This window comes from Arthrobacter sp. ISL-72 (genome assembly GCF_018613755.1).
Classification (GTDB): domain Bacteria; phylum Actinomycetota; class Actinomycetes; order Actinomycetales; family Micrococcaceae; genus Arthrobacter.
In genome coordinates this window covers 137,700-155,999 of record NZ_JAGGPP010000003.1, presented here as the reverse complement: position 1 = coordinate 155,999, position 18,300 = coordinate 137,700, and the positions used below count along the sequence as shown (strand labels likewise).

General features: G+C 66.1%; 16 protein-coding genes and 1 pseudogene. 8 read left to right on the top strand and 9 right to left on the bottom strand.

Translation table 11 applies throughout. The annotated features are described in order from the left end of the window. Positions 1-13 precede the first annotated feature (13 nt). The 6 genes from J7I92_RS02770 to J7I92_RS02745 form a co-directional block, all read right to left on the bottom strand. Entirely contained in the window at positions 14-898 is an 885-nt protein-coding gene (locus J7I92_RS02770; RefSeq protein WP_214837019.1) for an ATP-binding cassette domain-containing protein, read from the bottom strand. After that, entirely contained in the window at positions 895-2,757 is a 1,863-nt protein-coding gene (locus J7I92_RS02765) for a dipeptide/oligopeptide/nickel ABC transporter permease/ATP-binding protein (RefSeq protein ID WP_214837017.1), read from the bottom strand. The genes J7I92_RS02770 and J7I92_RS02765 overlap by 4 nt, the downstream gene beginning before the upstream one ends. Further along, positions 2,754-3,695 carry an ABC transporter permease gene (locus tag J7I92_RS02760; RefSeq protein ID WP_214837015.1) on the bottom strand — a complete coding sequence of 314 codons (942 nt, stop codon included), beginning with the start codon at positions 3,693-3,695 and terminating at the stop codon, positions 2,754-2,756. Before J7I92_RS02760 ends, J7I92_RS02765 begins: the two co-directional genes overlap by 4 nt. A gap of 6 nt (positions 3,696-3,701) precedes the next feature. After that, entirely contained in the window at positions 3,702-5,225 is a 1,524-nt protein-coding gene (locus J7I92_RS02755) for an ABC transporter substrate-binding protein (protein WP_214837013.1), read from the bottom strand. A gap of 204 nt (positions 5,226-5,429) precedes the next feature. Then, positions 5,430-6,440: a Gfo/Idh/MocA family protein gene (locus tag J7I92_RS02750; protein ID WP_214837011.1), complete on the bottom strand. Its 1,011-nt coding sequence runs from the start codon at positions 6,438-6,440 to the stop codon at positions 5,430-5,432. Further along, positions 6,437-7,285 (bottom strand): sugar phosphate isomerase/epimerase, encoded by an 849-nt coding sequence (locus J7I92_RS02745; RefSeq protein ID WP_214837008.1) that lies wholly within the window; start codon positions 7,283-7,285, stop codon positions 6,437-6,439. The genes J7I92_RS02750 and J7I92_RS02745 overlap by 4 nt, the downstream gene beginning before the upstream one ends. Before the next feature lie 240 nt (positions 7,286-7,525). On the opposite strand from J7I92_RS02745, the gene J7I92_RS02740 reads away from it, so the two are divergent. Beyond that, positions 7,526-8,545, top strand: a complete 1,020-nt coding sequence (locus tag J7I92_RS02740; protein ID WP_311380052.1) for a LacI family DNA-binding transcriptional regulator — start codon at positions 7,526-7,528, stop codon at positions 8,543-8,545. Positions 8,546-8,607: 62 nt separating this feature from the next. Then, positions 8,608-9,462, top strand: coding sequence for an ammonia-dependent NAD(+) synthetase (gene nadE, locus J7I92_RS02735; protein ID WP_214837005.1), 855 nt, complete (start codon positions 8,608-8,610; stop codon positions 9,460-9,462). Between the two features lie 70 nt (positions 9,463-9,532). On the opposite strand, the gene J7I92_RS02730 is transcribed toward nadE, so the two are convergent. Then, complete coding sequence (locus J7I92_RS02730; protein WP_214837002.1) at positions 9,533-10,438, bottom strand: NADP-dependent oxidoreductase; 906 nt, start codon at positions 10,436-10,438, stop codon at positions 9,533-9,535. 265 nt (positions 10,439-10,703) lie between these two features. Next, positions 10,704-11,489 carry an IclR family transcriptional regulator gene (locus tag J7I92_RS02725; protein ID WP_214836999.1) on the bottom strand — a complete coding sequence of 262 codons (786 nt, stop codon included), beginning with the start codon at positions 11,487-11,489 and terminating at the stop codon, positions 10,704-10,706. A 219-nt stretch (positions 11,490-11,708) separates the two neighbouring features. On the opposite strand from J7I92_RS02725, the gene J7I92_RS02720 reads away from it, so the two are divergent. Genes J7I92_RS02720 through J7I92_RS02710 form a run of 3 tightly spaced genes read left to right on the top strand, consistent with a single transcriptional unit; the run spans position 11,709 to position 14,365 of the window. Continuing rightward, positions 11,709-12,428 (top strand): CoA transferase subunit A, encoded by a 720-nt coding sequence (locus J7I92_RS02720; protein ID WP_214836997.1) that lies wholly within the window; start codon positions 11,709-11,711, stop codon positions 12,426-12,428. 60 nt (positions 12,429-12,488) lie between these two features. Further along, positions 12,489-13,184: a CoA transferase subunit B gene (locus J7I92_RS02715; protein ID WP_214836994.1), complete on the top strand. Its 696-nt coding sequence runs from the start codon at positions 12,489-12,491 to the stop codon at positions 13,182-13,184. Further along, positions 13,181-14,365, top strand: coding sequence for an acetyl-CoA acetyltransferase (locus J7I92_RS02710; protein WP_214836991.1), 1,185 nt, complete (start codon positions 13,181-13,183; stop codon positions 14,363-14,365). The genes J7I92_RS02715 and J7I92_RS02710 overlap by 4 nt, the downstream gene beginning before the upstream one ends. Positions 14,366-14,449: 84 nt before the next feature. On the opposite strand, the gene J7I92_RS02705 is transcribed toward J7I92_RS02710, so the two are convergent. Further along, complete coding sequence (locus J7I92_RS02705) at positions 14,450-15,061, bottom strand: heme-binding protein (RefSeq protein WP_214836988.1); 612 nt, start codon at positions 15,059-15,061, stop codon at positions 14,450-14,452. Positions 15,062-15,275: 214 nt separating this feature from the next. On the opposite strand from J7I92_RS02705, the gene J7I92_RS02700 reads away from it, so the two are divergent. From J7I92_RS02700 to J7I92_RS02690, 3 genes and pseudogenes are all read left to right on the top strand, one after another. After that, positions 15,276-16,478 carry a sensor histidine kinase gene (locus J7I92_RS02700; protein ID WP_251039372.1) on the top strand — a complete coding sequence of 401 codons (1,203 nt, stop codon included), beginning with the start codon at positions 15,276-15,278 and terminating at the stop codon, positions 16,476-16,478. Continuing rightward, positions 16,475-17,100, top strand: a pseudogene (locus J7I92_RS02695) (response regulator). The gene J7I92_RS02700 and the pseudogene J7I92_RS02695 overlap by 4 nt, the downstream one beginning before the upstream one ends. 74 nt (positions 17,101-17,174) lie before the next feature. Beyond that, complete coding sequence (locus J7I92_RS02690; RefSeq protein ID WP_214836985.1) at positions 17,175-18,230, top strand: zinc-dependent alcohol dehydrogenase family protein; 1,056 nt, start codon at positions 17,175-17,177, stop codon at positions 18,228-18,230. Positions 18,231-18,300 lie beyond the last annotated feature (70 nt).

Here is an 18,300-nt window from a genome sequence, read left to right as displayed (position 1 = left end):
TTTGCGAGCGTCCTCAGGCGGGGACGCCGGCCTGTTCGTTCTGTTGCCGCTGGATCTCGAGCAGCCGGTGACGGTCCGCCCGGCGCTGTTCCTGCCGGTCGGGATCGGGTACTGGGGAAGCCAGCAGAAGACGCTGGGTGTAGGGGTGCTCCGGGTCGCGGGTGACCACCTCGGCAGGTCCCTGTTCGACGATTTCACCGTGGTACATCACGGCCACGCGGTGGCTGATGTGCCGCACCACGTCCAGGTCATGCGAGACGAACAGGTAGGAAACGCCGGTGTCCTTCTGGATCTGCAGGAACAGGTCAAGGACACGTGCCTGCGTGGACAGGTCCAGGGCGCTGACGGGTTCGTCGCAGACGATCAGTTTCGGCGAAAGCGCCAGTGCCCGGGCGATTGCGACGCGCTGGCGCTGGCCGCCGCTGAACTCCCGCGGCAGGCGGTGGATGGCGTCCGAGGGCAGCCCCACCTGGTCAAGCAGTTCCTTGATGCGCTTCCGGGCCGCCGCCTGCTCCATGCCCTGCACGCCCAGGGGCTCGGCGAGGATGTCGCCGATCTCCAGGGCCGGGTTCAGCGAGGTGTACGGGTCCTGGAAGACCACCTGGACGTCCCGGCTCAGGGTCCGCCGCTGCTTGCGCGTGGCGTGGCTGATGTCGTTGCCTTCGAAGGTGATCTTTCCGCCGGTGACCGGGGCCAGGCCCAGGACCGCACGGCCCAGGGTGGTCTTGCCCGAGCCGGACTCCCCCACCAGGCCAAGGGTCTCGCCCTGGCCGATGGAGATGTTGACGTCCGTCAGCGCCCGGAACGGCTTGGCCCGGAACTTCTTGCTGGGGTACTCGACGACGAGGTTCTCCACCGTCAGGAGCGGTGCAATTTCCTTAACTTCCACAGTGCTCATGCGACCGGCTCCTTCTGGCTGGATACAAGCATGGACATGGGGGTTTTACCTTCGAGCATGGACGCCAGCAGGGTCCGAGTGTACTGCTCTGTCGGGTTGCGGAGGATGTCGCGGACGGAGCCTTCCTCCACGAGGCGGCCGTTCTGCATGACTGCCACCCGGTCGCAGAGGTCGGCCACCACGCCGAAGTTGTGGGTCACCAGGACGACGCCGATGTTCAGCCGCTGCTGGAGCTCGCGCAGGAGGTCCAGCACGTCGGCCTGCACGGTGACGTCCAGGGCGGTGGTGGGCTCATCGGCGATCACCAGGTCCGGTTCGCAGCTGATGGCGCCGGCGATCAGCACACGCTGGGCCATGCCGCCGGAGACTTCGTGGGGGTAGGCACCGAAGGTCAGCTCCGGGTTGACGATTCCGACGTCGGCCAGGAGTTTCAGCGCTCGCTTGCGGGCTTCCTCCTTGGAGATTCCGAGGACGCGGACCATAGGCGTCACCAGCTGGTGGCCGATGGTGAAGGCGGGGTCCAGGTTGCTCATGGGCTCCTGCGGAATGTAGGAGATCCGCTTGCCCCGCAGCTTGGACAGCCGGGCCTGGTCGACGCGCTCCTCACCCGGAGCCACGGTGTAGTTGCCGTCGAACTGGACGGAACCGGCCACGATGCGGGCGTTGTCCGGAAGCAGGCCCAGGATGGAGAACGCCGTCTGGGACTTGCCCGAACCGGATTCACCTACGATGCCCAGGATCTCGCCGCGGTCCACGTGGAAGGAAACGTCGTCCACCACCTTTTTGACGGAGCCGTCGGCCTGCGGGTAGCCGACGCCGAGATTGGCCACCTTCAAGAGGTGGTGCTCGGTTCCGGCGTCGACGGCGGCAACGGACTTCCCGCCAGCGGCAGGTACTGTGCGCGCGGCGGCGGGTGCCGCCGTCGTGCTCAGAGCAGCCTTCTTGCGGTGCTTGATCTTTTCCCCGTCTTCGAGGGCGTCACGGATGGCGTTGCCCAGCAGGACCAGGCCGCCGATGGTCAGCGCCATGGCGAATGCCGGCCAGAAGAGCAGGGTGGGGTTCAGGTAGACGTTCTTGAAGCCCTCAGAGAGCATGACGCCCCAGGTTGCCTTGGTGGGATCGCCCAGGCCCAGGAACTCCAGTCCGGACTGGATGGCGATCGCTACGCCGGCGATCGCCGCCGTCTGGATGATGATGGGCGCCCGGACCACGGAGAAGATATGGCGCGCAATGATGCTCAGGTCCGAAAGCCCGGAGACCCTTGCGGCGTCGACGTACAGCTCGTTCCGGACCGACTGGACGGCCGTGCGGGTCAGTCGGAAGTAGGACGGGCTGATCAGGATGCCGAATGCAATCATGGACATCCATACCGAGGGGCCGAAGGCAGCCCGGATGGTCAGCAGCACGATCAGGCCGGGAAGGCTCATGAGGATGCTGACTGCCCAGTTCGAGACTGCCTCGAACTTTCCGGCGTAGTAGCCTGCGATCAGGCCGGCCGGCAGCCCGATGGCAATGGCAACGCCCGCACAGAGCAGGGCGGAAAGAAGTGTCAGCTGCGCACCGAACAGCAGGCGGCTCCAGACGTCGCGCCCGGCGCTGTCCGTTCCCAGGATGTTCACAGAATCCGGAGCAGCCAGCGTCTTGGCGATGTTGGAGTAGTTTTCCTGGAAAGGTGCCAGGACCGGAGCCAAGATGGCCAGGAGCGAGATCGCCAGCAGGATGGCCATGGCCACGAGGCCCAGGGGGTTCTTGAACAGGCGCTGGCCCACGGTGGAGCGGACCACCGTACCGGTCTGACCGGTGAACGGGGCGCCGGGCACCGGTGCGGCAACTGCCGCGGTTTCTACAGAATCGCTCATGACACACGTACCTTCGGGTTGAGCCAGCCATTAATAATGTCCACCAGCAGGTTCACCACGATGACGACGACCACCGTGTACATCACGACGCCCATCACCACCGGGAGATCCGACTGGCCGGTGGCAGCGACCGCGAGCGGTCCCATGCCGGGGAGAGCGAAGATCTGCTCGATGATGACTACACCGCCGAGCATGCCGATCAGCTGGAGGCTCAGGACGGTCAGGCCGGCCGGGGCTGCGCTGCGCAGCACGTGCTTGAACAGGATCTCGCGCTCGCCGATGCCGCGGCTGCGCAGGGTGCGGACATAGTCCCGCTCGAGCTGCTTGATGACGGCGCTGCGGATCTGCTGCGCGCCTCCCGTGACGCCGTTGACCAACAGTGCGATCACCGGTAGTGACATGGAGTAGAGCCACGCGTCGGGACCGGATTCGGGGGAAATCGTGCTGGTTGCCGGGAAGAGGCCCAGCTGGATGGCCAGGACGGTGACCAGGATGACGCCGATCACGAACCCCGGAATTGAGTCACCGATGATGGCGCCAACCTGGACCACCCTGTCCACCCAGCCGCGCCTGACCGCAGCGATAACACCAATCAGTGCGGCACAGAATGCGATCAGGATCATTGCGGCGAAGACCATGGTCATGGTCACCGGAATCCGGGTGGCCAGCGAATTGGCCACCGGCTCGGACGTGAACCACGAGGCACCGAGGTTCCCGCTCAACGCATCGGCCAGCCAGGCGAAGTAGCGGAGCACCAGCGGCTGGTCCAGGCCCAGCTCGTGCTCTTTCATCGCCACCTGCTCAGCGGTGGCCTGGTCGCCCAGGATGTTCCGGGCAATGCTCCCGCTGGAGATGTACAGCAGGAAGAAGGTGAGCGCCGAGACAACAAACAGCACCACCAGACCACTGCCCAGCCTTTTCGCAATGAACCTGATCATGGTGTCCTACTTGGCCGGTGAGTAGTTGTAGACGGACGGGACGGCCTGCTGGATCTGCGGAGTCACGTTCACCTTGGAGTTGTGGTAGTACATCTGGTTGATACGGAAGAGCGGAGCGAACCACGCCTGCTCAACGACGTACTTGTTGACTTCCTGGGCCAGCTTGCCTGCGTCGGCGCCGCCGCTGCGCACTGCTGCGATCTTGGCTTCCAGCTCCGGCGTTGTGTTCTTAAAAGGGTTGTACAGCGCCTTGGTGGAGACGATCTGGTCGGTGGCAACGGTGGGCTGACCCTGGAAGAGCGAGAAGTAGATGGTGGTGAACTTCTGGGCGGCAATGTCCGCGGTGTAGGTATTCGTCAGTGCTGCGCCAACCTTCAGGGTGATACCGACGTCGGCCAGCTGCTGCGTGATGACGGAAATCTGGGTTTCGAAGCCGGGGACGGCGGGGATCTCCAGCGTTACCCCATTTTCAAAGCTGGCTTCCTTGAGGAGCTGCTTGGCCTTGGCCGGATCGTAGCTGTAGTAGTTCTCCAGCTCTTCACTCCACGCGCCGCTGGCCTTGCCGAACGGCTGCGACGTCGGCGTACCCTGGCCGAGCATGACCTGGTCCAGGATGGTCTTGCGGTCGAACGCGTAGTTGATGGCCTGGCGCACCTTGACGTTTGCCAGGGCCGGGTTCTTGACGCCGTCGCGGTCCAGGAGGAGCAGTCCCTGCCAGTCAACCTCGTTGGCGGCCAGCTTCATTTTGGCGCCCTCGGCCTGCCTTCCGTTCTTGGGATCCAGGATGGTGGCGTCCACCTGGCCGGAGACCAGGGCGTTGGTGCGGGCGGTGAGGTCGGTCAGGACCTTGAACGTCAGTTTCTGGTACTTCTGCAGGTCCTTGTTCCAGTAGTCCTTGCGGGCCGTGAACACGGTCTGTGAGTCCTTGACCGACGCAGCCTTGTCCATCACGTACGGGCCGGAGCCGACCGGTTCGGTCTTGATGCCTTCGGAGCCGAGCGCCTTGGGGCTGCCCATCAGGCCGGCGGCCTGGCTCAGGAAGTATTCCAGCGCCGGGTCCGGCGTGCTGAGGTTGAAGTCAATGGTGTCGGCGTCCACCACGGTGACGTCCTTGACCGAAGCCAGCTGCGCCATCTGCGGGCCGTTGGCCTTCTTGAAGTGGTCCACGTTGGCCTTGGCGGCCTCGGCGTCGAACTTGGCGCCGTCACTGAAGGTAACGTCCGTGCGCAGGTCCAGGGTGAGCTTGGTGTTGTCGGCGTTGTACTTCCAGTCGGTGGCCAGCATCGGGCTGAGCTTGCCGTCCGGCTCGCGCAGGATCAGCGTGTCGTACACGGCCTGATAGGGCTGGAGAACATGGCCAACGTGGGCCTGGGCCGGGTCCCAGGAACGGACATCCTGGACAGTGCCGAGAGTCAGCGCTGTGGCAGCGCCGGCGGCTGACCCGGAGTTGGCAGCTCCGCCGCAACCGGTCAGCGCAAAAGACGCACTGAGAACAAGGGCGGCTGCTGCCACCTTGGGACCTAACTTCATTGTTGGCTCCTGAATCTGGGGAACGAGAGATTTACGGAATCGGGCGGTGTGGCGCAGGCCACATCGGCCTTGTGAGATTCACAGTACGCATCGTTGCCGCTTTTGGCAACCGATTGTCAGAACTGTTGCAATTGTTATCGCGCGAGCTGATGATGCGCCTCAAGGCCCTAGGCGCTAAGGATGCATCCGGTTGCCACGGACGGCCTAGGACACGTTGCGAGCGGACTCCGGGTAGCTCTGCCGGTAGACGTCCTTGATGATCCGCAACGATTTTTCAGCCTCGGCAGGGCTGATCCAAAACGGCTCCACGTCGCTCAGCCGTGCATAGAAGTCGCTGATCAAAAGTTCGTGGGAGACACCCCAATAGGACCGCCCGCCGGATTCGCTCCTGCGCTCCGGAATGACATCCACGCGTCCGTCGGCGTGCGTCACCGTGAGGTCGCCCCGGAGGCTCAGGACCGCCTTCTCGGTGACCACGTCGAGTGTCACCGGAGCGTTGAACGCATTGGCCAGCGTCGCATAGAACGCGCTCCTGGCTCCGTTGGCATGTTCTGCCACAAACTCGGCAGTGTCTTCAACCTCAATGGTGCCGCCCAGGAAACGGGTGGACGCATTGCCGGTGACCGTAACAACATCACCCACCAGCCATTGGAGCAGGTCCACGGTGTGGATGGCCTGATTCATCATCAGGCCCCCGCCGCCGCCCGACCAGGTGCCCCGCCACGGCCGGTCCTGGTAGTACTCGGCGGAACGCTGCCACATCACTGTCGCCGACGCGCCCACCACGGCCCCCAGTTCGCCCGATGACAGCAGGGCGTGCATGGCCTGCGACGTCGCGTTGTACCGGTTCTGGAAGCACACCGCGATTTTCGCCCTGCCCGCCGACGCTGCGTCAACCAGGCGTCGCCCCTCCGCCAGCGTATGGGCCAGCGGCTTCTCAACGATGACGTTGACTCCCCGCTCCAGGCAGTCGGCGGCCACCGACGCATGCTGGTCATGCGGCGTGCAGATGTGCACCACGTCGGGCCTCACGGCCTCGATCAGGGAGAGGTGATCGGGGAAGCCCGGGACGCCGTAGGCGGCTACCGCAGCGGCCAGCCGCTGCGGGTCCGCATCGCACACCGCAACCAGCGTGGCGCCGTCGAGCTTTGCCACTGCTTCGAAGTGCACGGCGGAAACATCGCCGCAGCCGATCACCGCCGTCGTCGTACTCAAGAGAGTTCAACCCCGTTTTTCGCGGCCAGCGCGGCGAAAGCGCGGGCCGCGACGCCGAAGGCCACCGGCCCCGAGAAGCCGCCGAGCTCGTGCGCGCTGGCCAGGTGCGGTTCCAGCGAGGCGAAGCCGGTGTACCCGTCCGCCTCCAGGGCGGCGATGGTGGCGTCCAGCTCGCCGTCGCCCTCGCCGGACGGCACCACTTCACCGGTGTCGGCCAGAGCGTCCTTGACCTGGAAGTACTCGAGGTAGGGGCGCAGCATGGCGTAGCCCTCGGTGTACGGCTTGACGCCCACCTGGACGAAGTTGGCGTTGTCCCAGGCGACGCGGAGCGCGGGGGAGTCCACGGTAGTCATGATGTCCAGGACGCGCTCGGGGGTGTCGCCGTAGATCCCCTTTTCGTTTTCATGCAGAAGCACGACGCCGGCTTCCGCGGCGAGTGCCGCAAGCGCGCCCATGCGGGCCATGACGTCGTCGCGGATGTCTTCGGCGCTCCGGTCTTCCGCACGGAAGAAGGAGAAGATGCGGATGTATCTGGTGTCCAGGCCGTTGGCCACGGAGATGATGCGGCGGAGCCGGTCGAGCTCATGTTCCACCGGCAGGCTCACGTCCACCTTTCCGATCGGGCTGGCCACGGCCGAGACTTTGAGGCCCTTTTCATCGAGGATTTCCTTGAGCGCCGCAACCTGCTGCGGTTCGAGCTCGGAGACGTTGGTGCCCCAGGCGCTCCGCACTTCGATGTGGCTTGCGCCCAGGGCCAGCAGTACTGCGGCCTGCACGGCGGGATCCGGATCTATCTCATCGCCAAAGCCTGAGAGCGGCCAGACTGCTGTCGTTGTTTTGCTCACGCTGATCTCCTGGGTTTCGCGCCGCCGCGCGGGCAGCTAGCATTTCGGCTCCAGTGCGGTGAGGCAGTTCACAAACGGTGTCCACCTCAGCTTAGCCAGCACTGCATCTAAATGACAACCGATTGCCAAAGTTTGACAATCTGTGGCATTCTTTGCTGATACTCTGTGGCCGCAGTCACAGGAGCGCCAATTCCGACCCCGGCCCAAACAGCCCGGCCACCATATTCAGAAAGGGGCGCCGTGGTTACGACGCAACCAGCAGCGGTGGACCGCCCGCCCACCATCCACGACATTGCCGCGCTCTGCGGTGTGGCGGCTTCCACCGTGTCCCGGGCGCTCTCGACGCCGGAGCGCGTCAACATCAGGACGCGGCAACGGATCCAGGCGGCCGCGGCCCAGCTCCACTACATCCCCAACAGCCAGGCAAAGGCGCTGAGTTCCGGACGCACCGGCGCGGTGGGAGTCCTCGTCCCTGACATCACCAATCCGTTCTATTTCGACCTCATCCGGGGTACCCAGCTTCAGCTCAAGGCCGCCGGATACACTCAGCTCCTGGTGGATACCGAGGAATCCGACGAAGTCGAAGCCAGCACCATGGAGCAACTGCGCAAGAGTGCGGACGGCATCGTGGTGACCGCCTCCCGGCTAAGCGACGAAGCCCTGCTTGCAGCCGCGGCCAAGATGCCCATGGTCACGGTCAACCGGGACGTTCCCGGAGTTCCCGCTGTCCTTATTGACACCCCGTCCGCCACCACCCAGGCCCTCGACCACCTCATCTCGCTGGGTCACACCCGCATCGCCTACATGGCCGGGCCGGTCACGTCACAATCCAGCACACGTCGCTGGAGCACGCTCTCCGAGGCGGCCGAGGAACGCGGCGTGGAAGTGCGCAGGCTGGGGCCTTTCGCCCCCAAGACACAGTCCGGTGCGGCAGCTGCGGACGCCGCCGTACACAGCGGAGTGACGGCCTGCATCGCGTTCAACGACCTCATCGCCATTGGCATGCTCCAGCGCCTGCGCGAGCGCGGCATCCGGGTCCCGGAGGACATGAGCATCGTGGGCTGTGACGACATCTTCGGCGCGGACTTCTGCAACCCGCCGCTGTCCACCATGGCGTCCCCGATCGAACAGGCCGGCCGGGTGGCGGTGTCCATGCTGCTGGCCCAGCTGAACCCGCTGGCGGGCGGCGGCACCCGCAGCCGGTCCGTGATGCCCACCCACCTCACCGTCCGGGGATCCACCGGGGCCGCTCCCGGGTAAATCAGGCCAATTTCGGCGGACACAGTTGAGCATGGTTGACACTGCTGACTAGTCTGGATCACATGCGCGAACTCCAGGCCAGGATCATTGAAGAAATGGGCGTCCAGCCCCGGATCGACCCCGCCGGGGAGGTGCGTAAACGGGTCACTTTCCTCAAGGATTACCTCAAGGCAACGAACACCAAGGGCTTCGTCCTGGGCATCTCCGGCGGCCTTGATTCCTCGCTCGCGGGCCGCCTTGCCCAGCTTGCCGTTGACGAGCTCGAGGCCGAGGGCGTGGAGGCAAACTTCGTCGCCGTCCGTCTTCCCTACGGCGTGCAGCACGACGAGGATGACGCGCAGGCTGCCCTGGACTTCATCCAGGCCAAGACCGAGTGGACCTTCAACATCTCCGCTGCCGTGGACGGCTTCGAGGATGAATTCGAAAAAACCGTGGGCAACGGGATCTCGGACTTTCACAAGGGCAACACCAAGGCCCGCACCCGCATGATCGCGCAGTACGCCCTCGCCGGTGAGCACAATTATCTGGTCATCGGAACGGACCACGGCGCGGAATCCGTCACGGGCTTCTTCACCAAGTACGGCGACGGCGGCGCCGACATCCTGCCCCTGTTCGGGCTGAACAAGCGCCAGAACAGGGAACTGCTCGCCGAACTCGGCGCCCCGGCCCGGATCTGGGAGAAAGTCCCCACGGCGGATCTCCTCGACGGCAGGCCCGGCCGCACGGACGAGGAAGAGCTCGGCCTGACCTACGACCAGATCGATGACTACCTTGAAGGCCGCGAAGTCCCCGAGGCCGTGGCCGATTCCATCGAGCAGAAGTACCTCAGCACCCGCCACAAGCGCACCGTGCCGGTCAGCATCTTCGACAGCTGGTGGAGGCACGAGGGTCCCGAGGAACCCCGGGTCGGTTTGTAAACCCGAGCGGGGCCTTGCCGGGGGCCCGGTTCCCGGGGCTCGGCTTCCCGGGTTTGCGGGAGCCCGGGACTTACGGCGTCAGCACGATCCTGCCCCGTACGTGCCCCGCGCGGCTGAGGCCCAGCGCCCGGGCCGCATCCGTGAGTGGCAGGCGTTCGTGGATGTTAAAACGGAGCTTTCCGTCGGCTGCCAGCCTGGCCGCATCCGCCACCCGTCCATCTAGCAGCTGAACCTGCGCAATGCCGGCGGCATTGGACTCCTTGCCGGGCACCGTTGTCACGGCGGCGCCGTGACCGCCAAGCAGCGCGACGGTGACCGCCGTCGTCTCCTCCCCGCCAACGGTGTCCACCACTGCCGTAATGCTGCCGAGCGAGCGGACCCGCTCCTCAAGTCCATCGCCGTAGGCCACGGGTTCGGCCCCGAGCCCGCGCAGATACTCATGGTTAGGCTCTGAAGCGGTACCTATGACCCGGGCTCCCAGGTCCCGAGCAATCTGGACGGACGCCGAGCCCACCCCGCCCGCTGCACCGTGAACCAGGACGGTGTCCCCCGGGCGGACTCCCAGCTGGACGACGGCGGAATACGCGGCGCCGCCCGCTATCGCCACACAGGCCGCCTGCTCAAAATCGAGTCCTGCCGGTTTGGAGGTCAGCTGGTCCGCCGGAAAGTTGGCCACCGAACGGTAGCCGCCGGCCACACCATTCCAGATAACCTCCTCCCCCACACCGTAGGCAGAGACACCGGAGCCGACGGCGGTCACCGTGCCCGCCGCTTCACATCCGGGAACAGCAGGAAGCGGCAGCGGATAGTACGGCTCGAGGTAGCCGGCAACGAGCTTCCAGTCCATGGGGTTGACGGCGATGGCCCTGACATCCAGTTGGACCTCGCGCTCTCCCGGGGGCGGCAGCTCTTCTTCGACCACTGCGACAACCCCCGGGCTGCCGAAGCGGTCAAAGGACATTTTGATGCTTTTCATGGGGCTGCACTCCCTGGGCTCGACACAGTGGTTGCCTATGCAGCCAGCATCTTGCACAGTCGGTGGGGTGCGCAAGCGCCTGCAACTTGACCACCAGCTCCCGCACCTGACGGACGAAGTCCGGGCCGAAACGGGGCACTTTGAAGCCTCGTTGGCCCGTTCCGGCCTCAATTGCCGGCGTGTTCGTGTCAAAGTGCCCGACGACGGCCGGCCAGGTTTCGTGGATCCTCGCCAGCCGCCCGGCCGGCGTCGGGCGCCGCCCGGGTCAGGCACCGCCCGGCGCGCGGGTCAGCAGCGTGGAGATCCGGTGCGCTTCTTCCATCAGGAGGCGGCCCAGCGTCTCCTGCCGCTCACCCCGGAAGCGCGGCTCAATGCCAGTCAGCGACAACGCCCAGGCCGGCCGCCCTCGTTGGTCGAACACGGCTGCACCCATGCCCCAGCTGCCCTCCAGCACCAGGCCCGGGTTGACCGAGTAGCCGGCCTGCCGCGTCCTGGCCAGGTTTTCCCGGACCACTGCCTCTGTGTGCGCCGCCGCAAACTTACCCGCGTGCGCCTCCCAGCCAGCCAACAGTTCCTCCTGTTCCGGCTCCGGCAGGAACGCCATGATGGCCGTTCCGGCGGAGGCCACCCCCAGTGGAAACCGCACGCCCTCATGCAGAACGAAGGAGCGCACGGGGAAACTGCCTTCCTCCCGGAGCAGGCACACCGTTTCCGCTGCCCTGCGAATCGAGAAGAAGGCGCTCTCACCGGTCTCCTCGGCCAGACGACGCAGGCTCGGCCGGGCGATGTCCTCCAGCGGAAAACGGGCTGACGCCACAGAACCCATCAACAGGATTTCCGGGCCCAGCACCCAATTGCCGCTCTGCGGGTCCTGGTCCAGCAGGCCTTCGGAAGCCAACGAGGTGAGCAGCCGGTAGACCGTGGGCCGGGTAAGGCCTGACTCCCGGACCAGTCCAACCAGCGGGCTCCCTTCGGGCTGGCGCCCAACGATCCTCAGCAGGGCAGCCACCCGGCTGACTACCTGCGCACCCTGGACCGGTACTGAATTCATTATTTTCCCTTCAAAATTCTCCAAAATATCCACAATATGGACGCACTAAAGCCTACCGTCCACACTGTATAAATGCTCATCTCATGAGGATACTCTCACCTTGACAGCACCTTTTGCAGGCCCGTACGCTCCATTCCCAGAACATCCGTCCACAAAGTGGATTGACGGATTCGCAGGGAAACCGCATCAACGGACCCAGCGCTCAATGAGGAGATGCAAATGTCAAAGGTGAAATCCGGCGCCGCAGCAGCGCTGCAGGACGTGCTGCACGACGGGATGACGTTGGCCGTGGGAGGTTTCGGCCTGAGCGGTATCCCGGCGGACCTGGTCGAGGCCATCCGTGATTCCGGCGTCAAGGACCTCACCGTGGTCTCAAACAACATGGGCGTGGACGGCAAGGGCCTGGGCATCCTCATCGAAGCCGGCCAGGTCCGCAAGGTCATAGCCTCCTACGTCGGCGAGAACAAACTCTTCGCCGAGCAATACCTCGCCGGCCGGCTGGAGGTGGAATTCACCCCGCAGGGTACCCTCGCCGAGCGCCTCCGCGCGGGCGGGGCCGGCATTCCGGCCTTCTACACCAAGACCGGCGTCGGCACCCTCGTCGCCGAGGGCAAGCCGCTGGCGGAGTTCGACGGCGAAACGTACGTCCAGGAGCGCGCCATCAAGGCCCACCTCGCACTGGTGCACGCGCACACCGCGGACACCGACGGCAACCTGATCTACCGCCACACCGCCCGGAACTTCAACCCCGTGGTGGCCACTGCGGGTGCCGTCACCGTCGCCGAGGCGGAGGTCATCGTCAACCCGGGAACGCTGGACCCCAACCACATCGTCACGCCCGGCGTCTACATCCAGCGACTGGTCCAGGCGAGCGACCGCGTCAAGGACATCGAGCAACGCACCGTCCGCCCGCGCGTCGCCGCGACAGCACCGGCCTGATCCCGCACCCAGCGCGAACGAGCATTTAAGCCCCCAACTTTGAGACCCAAGGAGAACCCCATGGCCTGGACCAGGAATGAAATGGCTGCGATCGCGGCCGAAGAACTCAACGACGGCGACTACGTCAACCTCGGCATCGGCATCCCCACGCTGGTGGCCAACAACCTGCCCGACGGCGTCCGCGTGGTCCTGCAGAGCGAAAACGGACTGCTCGGCATGGGACCGTTCCCCTACGAAGGCGAGGAGGACGCCGACCTGATCAACGCCGGAAAGCAGACCGTTACCGTCCTGCCCGGCGGCAGCATCTTCGACTCCGCCACCTCCTTCGGCATGATCCGCGGGGGGCATGTGAAGGTTGCCATCCTGGGTGCCATGCAGGTGTCCGGGAGCGGCGACCTCGCGAACTGGACCATCCCCGGCAAGATGGTCAAAGGCATGGGCGGTGCTATGGACCTCGTCGCCGGGACACCGCGCGTCGTGGTCCTGACCGAACACAACGCCAAGGACGGCACCGCCAAGATCGTCCGCGAATGCACGCTTCCGCTCACCGGGGTCAGCTGCGTGGACCGGATCATCAGCGACCTTGCTGTTTTCGACCTCGTGAAGAATGAACAGGGAACCGGCGACGGCGGCAGGCAGCTCACGCTCACCCGCCTCGCCCCGGGGGTCACCGTGGAGGAAATCCGCGGGAAGACCGAGGCGGAGTTCGCCGTCGCACTTGAAGCAGAACCAACACTGGAAGGAGCAACCGCATGAGCCTCAAGGAACAGTTCGGCAAGGATGTCCTGCTGAGCGGCTGGGGGCACAGCCGCTTCGGCAAGCTCACCGATGAAACCCTTGAATCCCTGATCGTGCAGGTGGCCGCGGAGGCGATCGGCAACGCCGGCATCGAGCCCGGCCAGATCGACGAAATCTATCTCGGCCAGTTCAACTCCGGCATGATGCCGCTGGCGTTCCCGTCCTCGCTCGCGCTGCAGGTCTCGGAGCAGCTCGCCAACGTACCGGCCACGCGGGTGGAGAACGCCTGCGCCTCCGGTTCGGCAGCGTTCCAGCAGGGCACCAAGTCGCTGCTGGCCGGAACGGCGAAGACTGTCCTGGTGATCGGGGCGGAGAAGATGACCCAGGCCGGTGCGGACGTTGTGGGCGCGGCCCTGCTGGGAGCCGACTACGACATGGCCGGCAAGCGCTCCACCACCGGCTTCACCGGCCTGTTCGCCGAAGTGGCCAAGCACTACGGGAAGCGGTACGGTCCGGTGTCTGACGTCCTGGGAACCATCGCGGCCAAGAACCACCGCAACGGCGTGGACAACCCCTACGCCCAGCTCCGCAAGGACCTCGGCGAGGAGTTCTGCCGTACGGTCTCGGACAAGAACCCGATGGTGGCGGATCCGCTGCGCCGCACCGACTGCTCCCCCGTGTCCGACGGCGCCGCCGCCGTCGTGCTTTCCGTCTCTCCGACCGGAGGGGCAACCGCTCCAGTGCGGCTCGCCGGCTTCGGCCACGCGAACGACTTCTTCCCCGCCGAACGCCGCGACCCCACTGCCTTTAATGCGACGCGCGCGTCCTGGCAGCGGGCGCTGGCGATGGCCGGCGTCGGGCTTGACGACCTGGATTTCGCCGAAGTGCACGACTGCTTCACCATCGCCGAACTGCTCATGTACGAGGCCATGGGGCTGACCGAACCCGGCCAGGGAGCCCGCGCCCTCGAGGAAGGCTGGGTGTTCAAAGACGGCAAGCTGCCCGTCAACGTCTCCGGCGGGCTCAAGGCCAAGGGCCACCCGGTCGGCGCCACCGGGGTATCTCAGCACGTCATCGCCGCCATGCAGCTGACCGGCACAGCGGGCGACATGCAGCTGGCCAATCCCCGCCGGGCCGCCGTGCAGAACATGGGCGGCGTGGGCATCGCCAACTATGTCAGCGTGCTCGAGGCCGTCTAACCCCCGGAGTTTTTGTCCAGATAACACGCCCTAGGGAGGACGGAACGGCCATTATCTGGACAAAAACTCCAAGCCGGAGCCTGTTTACTGCGCAGTTCCGGCGCCCGCAGTTCCGGCTGCGATGGCCTCGGCGCCGGCAGTGGCACACGTTTCGTCCAGCGCGCCGTCCGGGGCGCCGCCGACGCCGATGCCCGCCACGGATACGCCGTTCACCTTGAGCGGGACGCCCCCGGCCAGGAAGAGGGTGCCGGGGAGGTCGTCGATGCCGGGGCCGTTGCCGTTGATGCGCTTGGCAAGTTCACTGGTGGGCGCGCCGAAGGCGGCCGCGGTGTAGGCCTTCTGCTGCGCCGCTTCGATCGTGTGCTCAGCCGCGTTGTCGCCGCGGAGCAGGGCCTGCACGGTACCGAACCTGTCCACGAGGGCAACGGTGACGAACGGCAGCTTGTCGGCCTGGCATTTGGCGAGCGCGGCCTCGACGGCGGCCGTGGAGGCACCTACGCTGATGCGGTTTTGCGCGACCACCGTTTCGGGGGCCGGCTGGATGTCAACGGCGGGAACAGCTGCGGAAACGCCGGCAGCCGCAGCGGCCGACGCAGGAGCCGCCGAGGTTCCGGCGTTGGCTGCAGCCGTCAGGCCTCCGGTGAGGAGCAGTGCCCCGGCGGCAGCGGCAGCGGCGATCTTGTTGGACTTCTTCATGGTTCTCCCGGGAGGTAAAGGTTTTGGCTGGCTGCCGGGATCACTTCCCGGCCTGAATCCATCCTTTCCGGTCCGGGCACGCCAGGGCATCGGGCTTTGGTCTGCCGCGGACTCCCCCATCGGGCTGGCCGTATCAGCCAAAAAGGCTGAGGGACCAGCAACGGCGCGGGCCCTAGCATGGTGGGTAGCACTCCTATACCCGAACCGGACAACCATGCCCTCCTCACCCCCAACCCTTCCCGCCGAGCCGGCGACGGCAGCAGAGCAGGACCACGCCGGCGGCCGCCCGCTGGGCCGGATTGACGCCGTCGTCCATCTTGGTTTTGCCGTGCTGCTGGTAGCGTCCGCGGTCCGGTACGTCATGCGGCACAGCCCCGCGGACAACCTGTGGGTCCTGGCGCTTGCCGCAGCGGTGTGTTCGCTTTACGCCGTGATCGCCGTGCTCTCGCAACGGCGCCGGCCGTGGGCGGTATGGATGTTTGTCCTGGTGGCTTTGTGGGCGGTCCTGGTGGTCGCGGCGCCCAGTTTTGCGTGGTGCTCGTTCGCGCTGTTCTTCCTGTGCCGCTCGGCCTTCGGCGGCTGGGTGGCGTACCTGGCGGGAGGCGCGACGGCGGCGGCCACCGCCGCCGGGCTGTTCCGGCTGAGCGGGGGCAGCGATATTGCCATGCTCCTTGGCCCTCTTGCGGTGGGCGTCATGCTGACGCTGATCTACGACCGCATTGAACAGGACGCCGCGGTTCAGCGCCGGCTGCACGCGGAGGTGTCGCTGGCGCAGGGGCGGCTGGCGGTCAGCGAGCGCAGGGCCGGAACCATCGAGGAGCGCGAGCGGATGTCCCGGGAAATCCATGACACCGTGACGCAGGGCCTGGCCAGCAGCCTCCTGCTGCTCGAGGCAGCCAACAGGTCCTGGCCGAGCACGGACGCGCGCGACGACGTCCGCGCCGCCAGCGGAATGCTGCGCCAAGACCTCGCGGACACGCGGAGCCTGGTCCACGAGCTCGCCTCCCCCGGCCTGGACACGGCGCCCCTGCCCGAGGCATTGCTGCAGGCCGCATCCCAGTACGTCCCGCGCGTGCGCCTGCTGGTCACCGGGGAGCCCCGCCCGGTCCCCGCCGACGTCCGGCACGTGCTCCTCCGGGTGGTCCAAAGCGCCGCCGCGAACACGAAGCTGCACGCTGCCGCGGCGAACGCCACCGTGACGCTGGGGTTCCTGCCGGATGCAGTCACTTTGGATGTGTACGACGACGGCGCGGGCTTCGACTCGCTATTGCTGGCACCGCCGTCGGACGCCGGAGGCTACGGACTCCGGGCCATGCGCCAGCGCGTGGAACAACTGGGCGGGGTGTTTTCGGTGGAAAGCACGCCCGGGGAAGGGACGATCGTGGCCGCACAACTGCCCACCGGGGAGGAACGATGAATCCCATTACCGTGCTGCTGGTGGACGACCATTTGGTGGTCCGCAGCGGGCTCAAGGCGCTGCTGGGAACACAGCCCGATATTGACGTGGTGGCCGAGGCAGCTTCGGGCGAGGAGGCCCTGGCCCTGACGGAGCAGCACAGCCCTGCCGTGGTGGTGATGGACTGGCCATGGGTGCCGGCATGGACGGAATCGAAGCCATCAAGCAGCTGCGCCGACGCAACGCCAGGCAGGCCGTGCTGGTGTTCACCACCTACGACTCGGACGCGGACATCGTCCGTGCCGTCGATGCCGGCGCCATGGGCTACCTGCTCAAAGATGCCGCACCGGAGGAGATCTTCGCCGCCATCCGCGGGGCGGTCCAGGGCAAGAGCGTGATGAGCGCACCGGTGGCCTCGCGGCTCTTCCAGCAGCTGCGAAACCCGGACGAGATCCTGACACCCCGCGAGGCTGAGCTGCTGAGCCTGCTGATCGAAGGACTCAGCAACCGTGAGCTCGGCCAGCGGCTGTTCATCTCGGAGGCCACGGTGAAGACGCATCTGGCGCACATCTACGCGAAGCTCGGAGTCGAGACGAGGGCGGCCGCCATCGCCACGGCCATCCGGCGCGAGGGTATGCGCTAACCTGCGGAGCCGCCCAATGACCGGGTTTAGACTCGAACCTAGCCGGTCCCCCGCATCCGATCGAAGGAGCCCCCATGCGCGCCACCATCATCCACGGCCCGGGTGACATCCGGGTCGAAGACAGGGACTACCCCACTTTGCAGCTGCCCACTGATGTGGTGGTGAAGGTGACGGCATCCTGCGTGTGCGGCTCGGACCTGTGGCCGTACCGGGGCGTGAGGTCCACCCGCAAACCGTCGGCCATCGGCCACGAATTCGTCGGTGTGGTCGAAAGCGTCGGCGAGGACGTGACCGGACTGGCTGAAGGCGATTTTGTCATCGCGCCCTTCGTCGTCAGCTGCGGCGAATGCCCGCAGTGCCTGAACGGCGTCACCGTAGCCTGCGATTTCCTGGCAGGCTGGGGCGGCCGGGATAAGGCCGGCTTCAGGATCGACGGCGGCCAGGGGCAGGCCGTCCGGGTGCCGCTGGCTGAGAGCACCCTCGTCAAGGTTCCCGACGTCGCCGAACCGGACGCTGAGCTCACGGCCAACCTCCTGACCCTGTCCGATGTCATGGCCACCGGCCACCATGCGGCACTGGCCGCGAAGGTGGCACCCGGCCGGACGGTTGTTGTGGTGGGCGACGGCGCCGTCGGCCTTTGCGGTGTCCTCGCGGCCAAGCGGCTCGGGGCGGAGCGGATCATCGCCATGTCCCGCCATGCTGACCGGCAGGCCCTGGCCCGCGAGTTCGGTGCCACGGACATCGTGGCGGAACGAGGCGACGGCGGGGTGGCCAAGGTCCGGGAACTGCTGGGCGGCGTGCTCGCGGATTCGGTGCTGGAATGCGTGGGCACCAAGGAATCCATGGAGCAAGCCCTTCACTGTGTCCGCCCGGGAGGCGCCCTTGGATTCGTGGGCGTCCCCACCGGCGGGTCCGAGGTCCCGCTGCGCTACCTGTTCGATTCCAACGTGTCCATCGCCGGTGGCATGGCACCCGCAAGGACATACATCCCCGAGCTGCTGGCGGACGTGCTCGCCGGAACCATCAACCCCGGCCGGGTGTTTGACTCCGTCATGCCGCTGGAGGAAGCTCCAGAGGCCTACAAGGCGATGGATGAACGGCGCGCCATCAAGGTCCTGCTCAAGCCCTGATCGCTGCTCAAACCTGACCGCGCCGGCAGCCTCCGAATGCGATACTGAGTCTGCGTATGGATCAGCTCGG

Excerpts from the sequence above, each read along its gene's own strand:
- J7I92_RS02770 (WP_214837019.1), bottom strand. The coding sequence starts at position 898 with ATGAGCACTGTGGAAGTTAAGGAAATTGCACCGCTCCTGACGGTGGAG.
- J7I92_RS02765 (WP_214837017.1), bottom strand. The coding sequence starts at position 2,757 with ATGAGCGATTCTGTAGAAACCGCGGCAGTTGCCGCACCGGTGCCCGGC.
- J7I92_RS02760 (WP_214837015.1), bottom strand. The coding sequence starts at position 3,695 with ATGATCAGGTTCATTGCGAAAAGGCTGGGCAGTGGTCTGGTGGTGCTG.
- J7I92_RS02755 (WP_214837013.1), bottom strand. The coding sequence starts at position 5,225 with ATGAAGTTAGGTCCCAAGGTGGCAGCAGCCGCCCTTGTTCTCAGTGCG.
- nadE (WP_214837005.1), top strand. The coding sequence starts at position 8,608 with ATGCGCGAACTCCAGGCCAGGATCATTGAAGAAATGGGCGTCCAGCCC.
- J7I92_RS02730 (WP_214837002.1), bottom strand. The coding sequence starts at position 10,438 with ATGAAAAGCATCAAAATGTCCTTTGACCGCTTCGGCAGCCCGGGGGTT.
- J7I92_RS02725 (WP_214836999.1), bottom strand. The coding sequence starts at position 11,489 with ATGAATTCAGTACCGGTCCAGGGTGCGCAGGTAGTCAGCCGGGTGGCT.
- J7I92_RS02720 (WP_214836997.1), top strand. The coding sequence starts at position 11,709 with ATGTCAAAGGTGAAATCCGGCGCCGCAGCAGCGCTGCAGGACGTGCTG.
- J7I92_RS02715 (WP_214836994.1), top strand. The coding sequence starts at position 12,489 with ATGGCCTGGACCAGGAATGAAATGGCTGCGATCGCGGCCGAAGAACTC.
- J7I92_RS02710 (WP_214836991.1), top strand. The coding sequence starts at position 13,181 with ATGAGCCTCAAGGAACAGTTCGGCAAGGATGTCCTGCTGAGCGGCTGG.
- J7I92_RS02705 (WP_214836988.1), bottom strand. The coding sequence starts at position 15,061 with ATGAAGAAGTCCAACAAGATCGCCGCTGCCGCTGCCGCCGGGGCACTG.
- J7I92_RS02700 (WP_251039372.1), top strand. The coding sequence starts at position 15,276 with ATGCCCTCCTCACCCCCAACCCTTCCCGCCGAGCCGGCGACGGCAGCA.
- J7I92_RS02690 (WP_214836985.1), top strand. The coding sequence starts at position 17,175 with ATGCGCGCCACCATCATCCACGGCCCGGGTGACATCCGGGTCGAAGAC.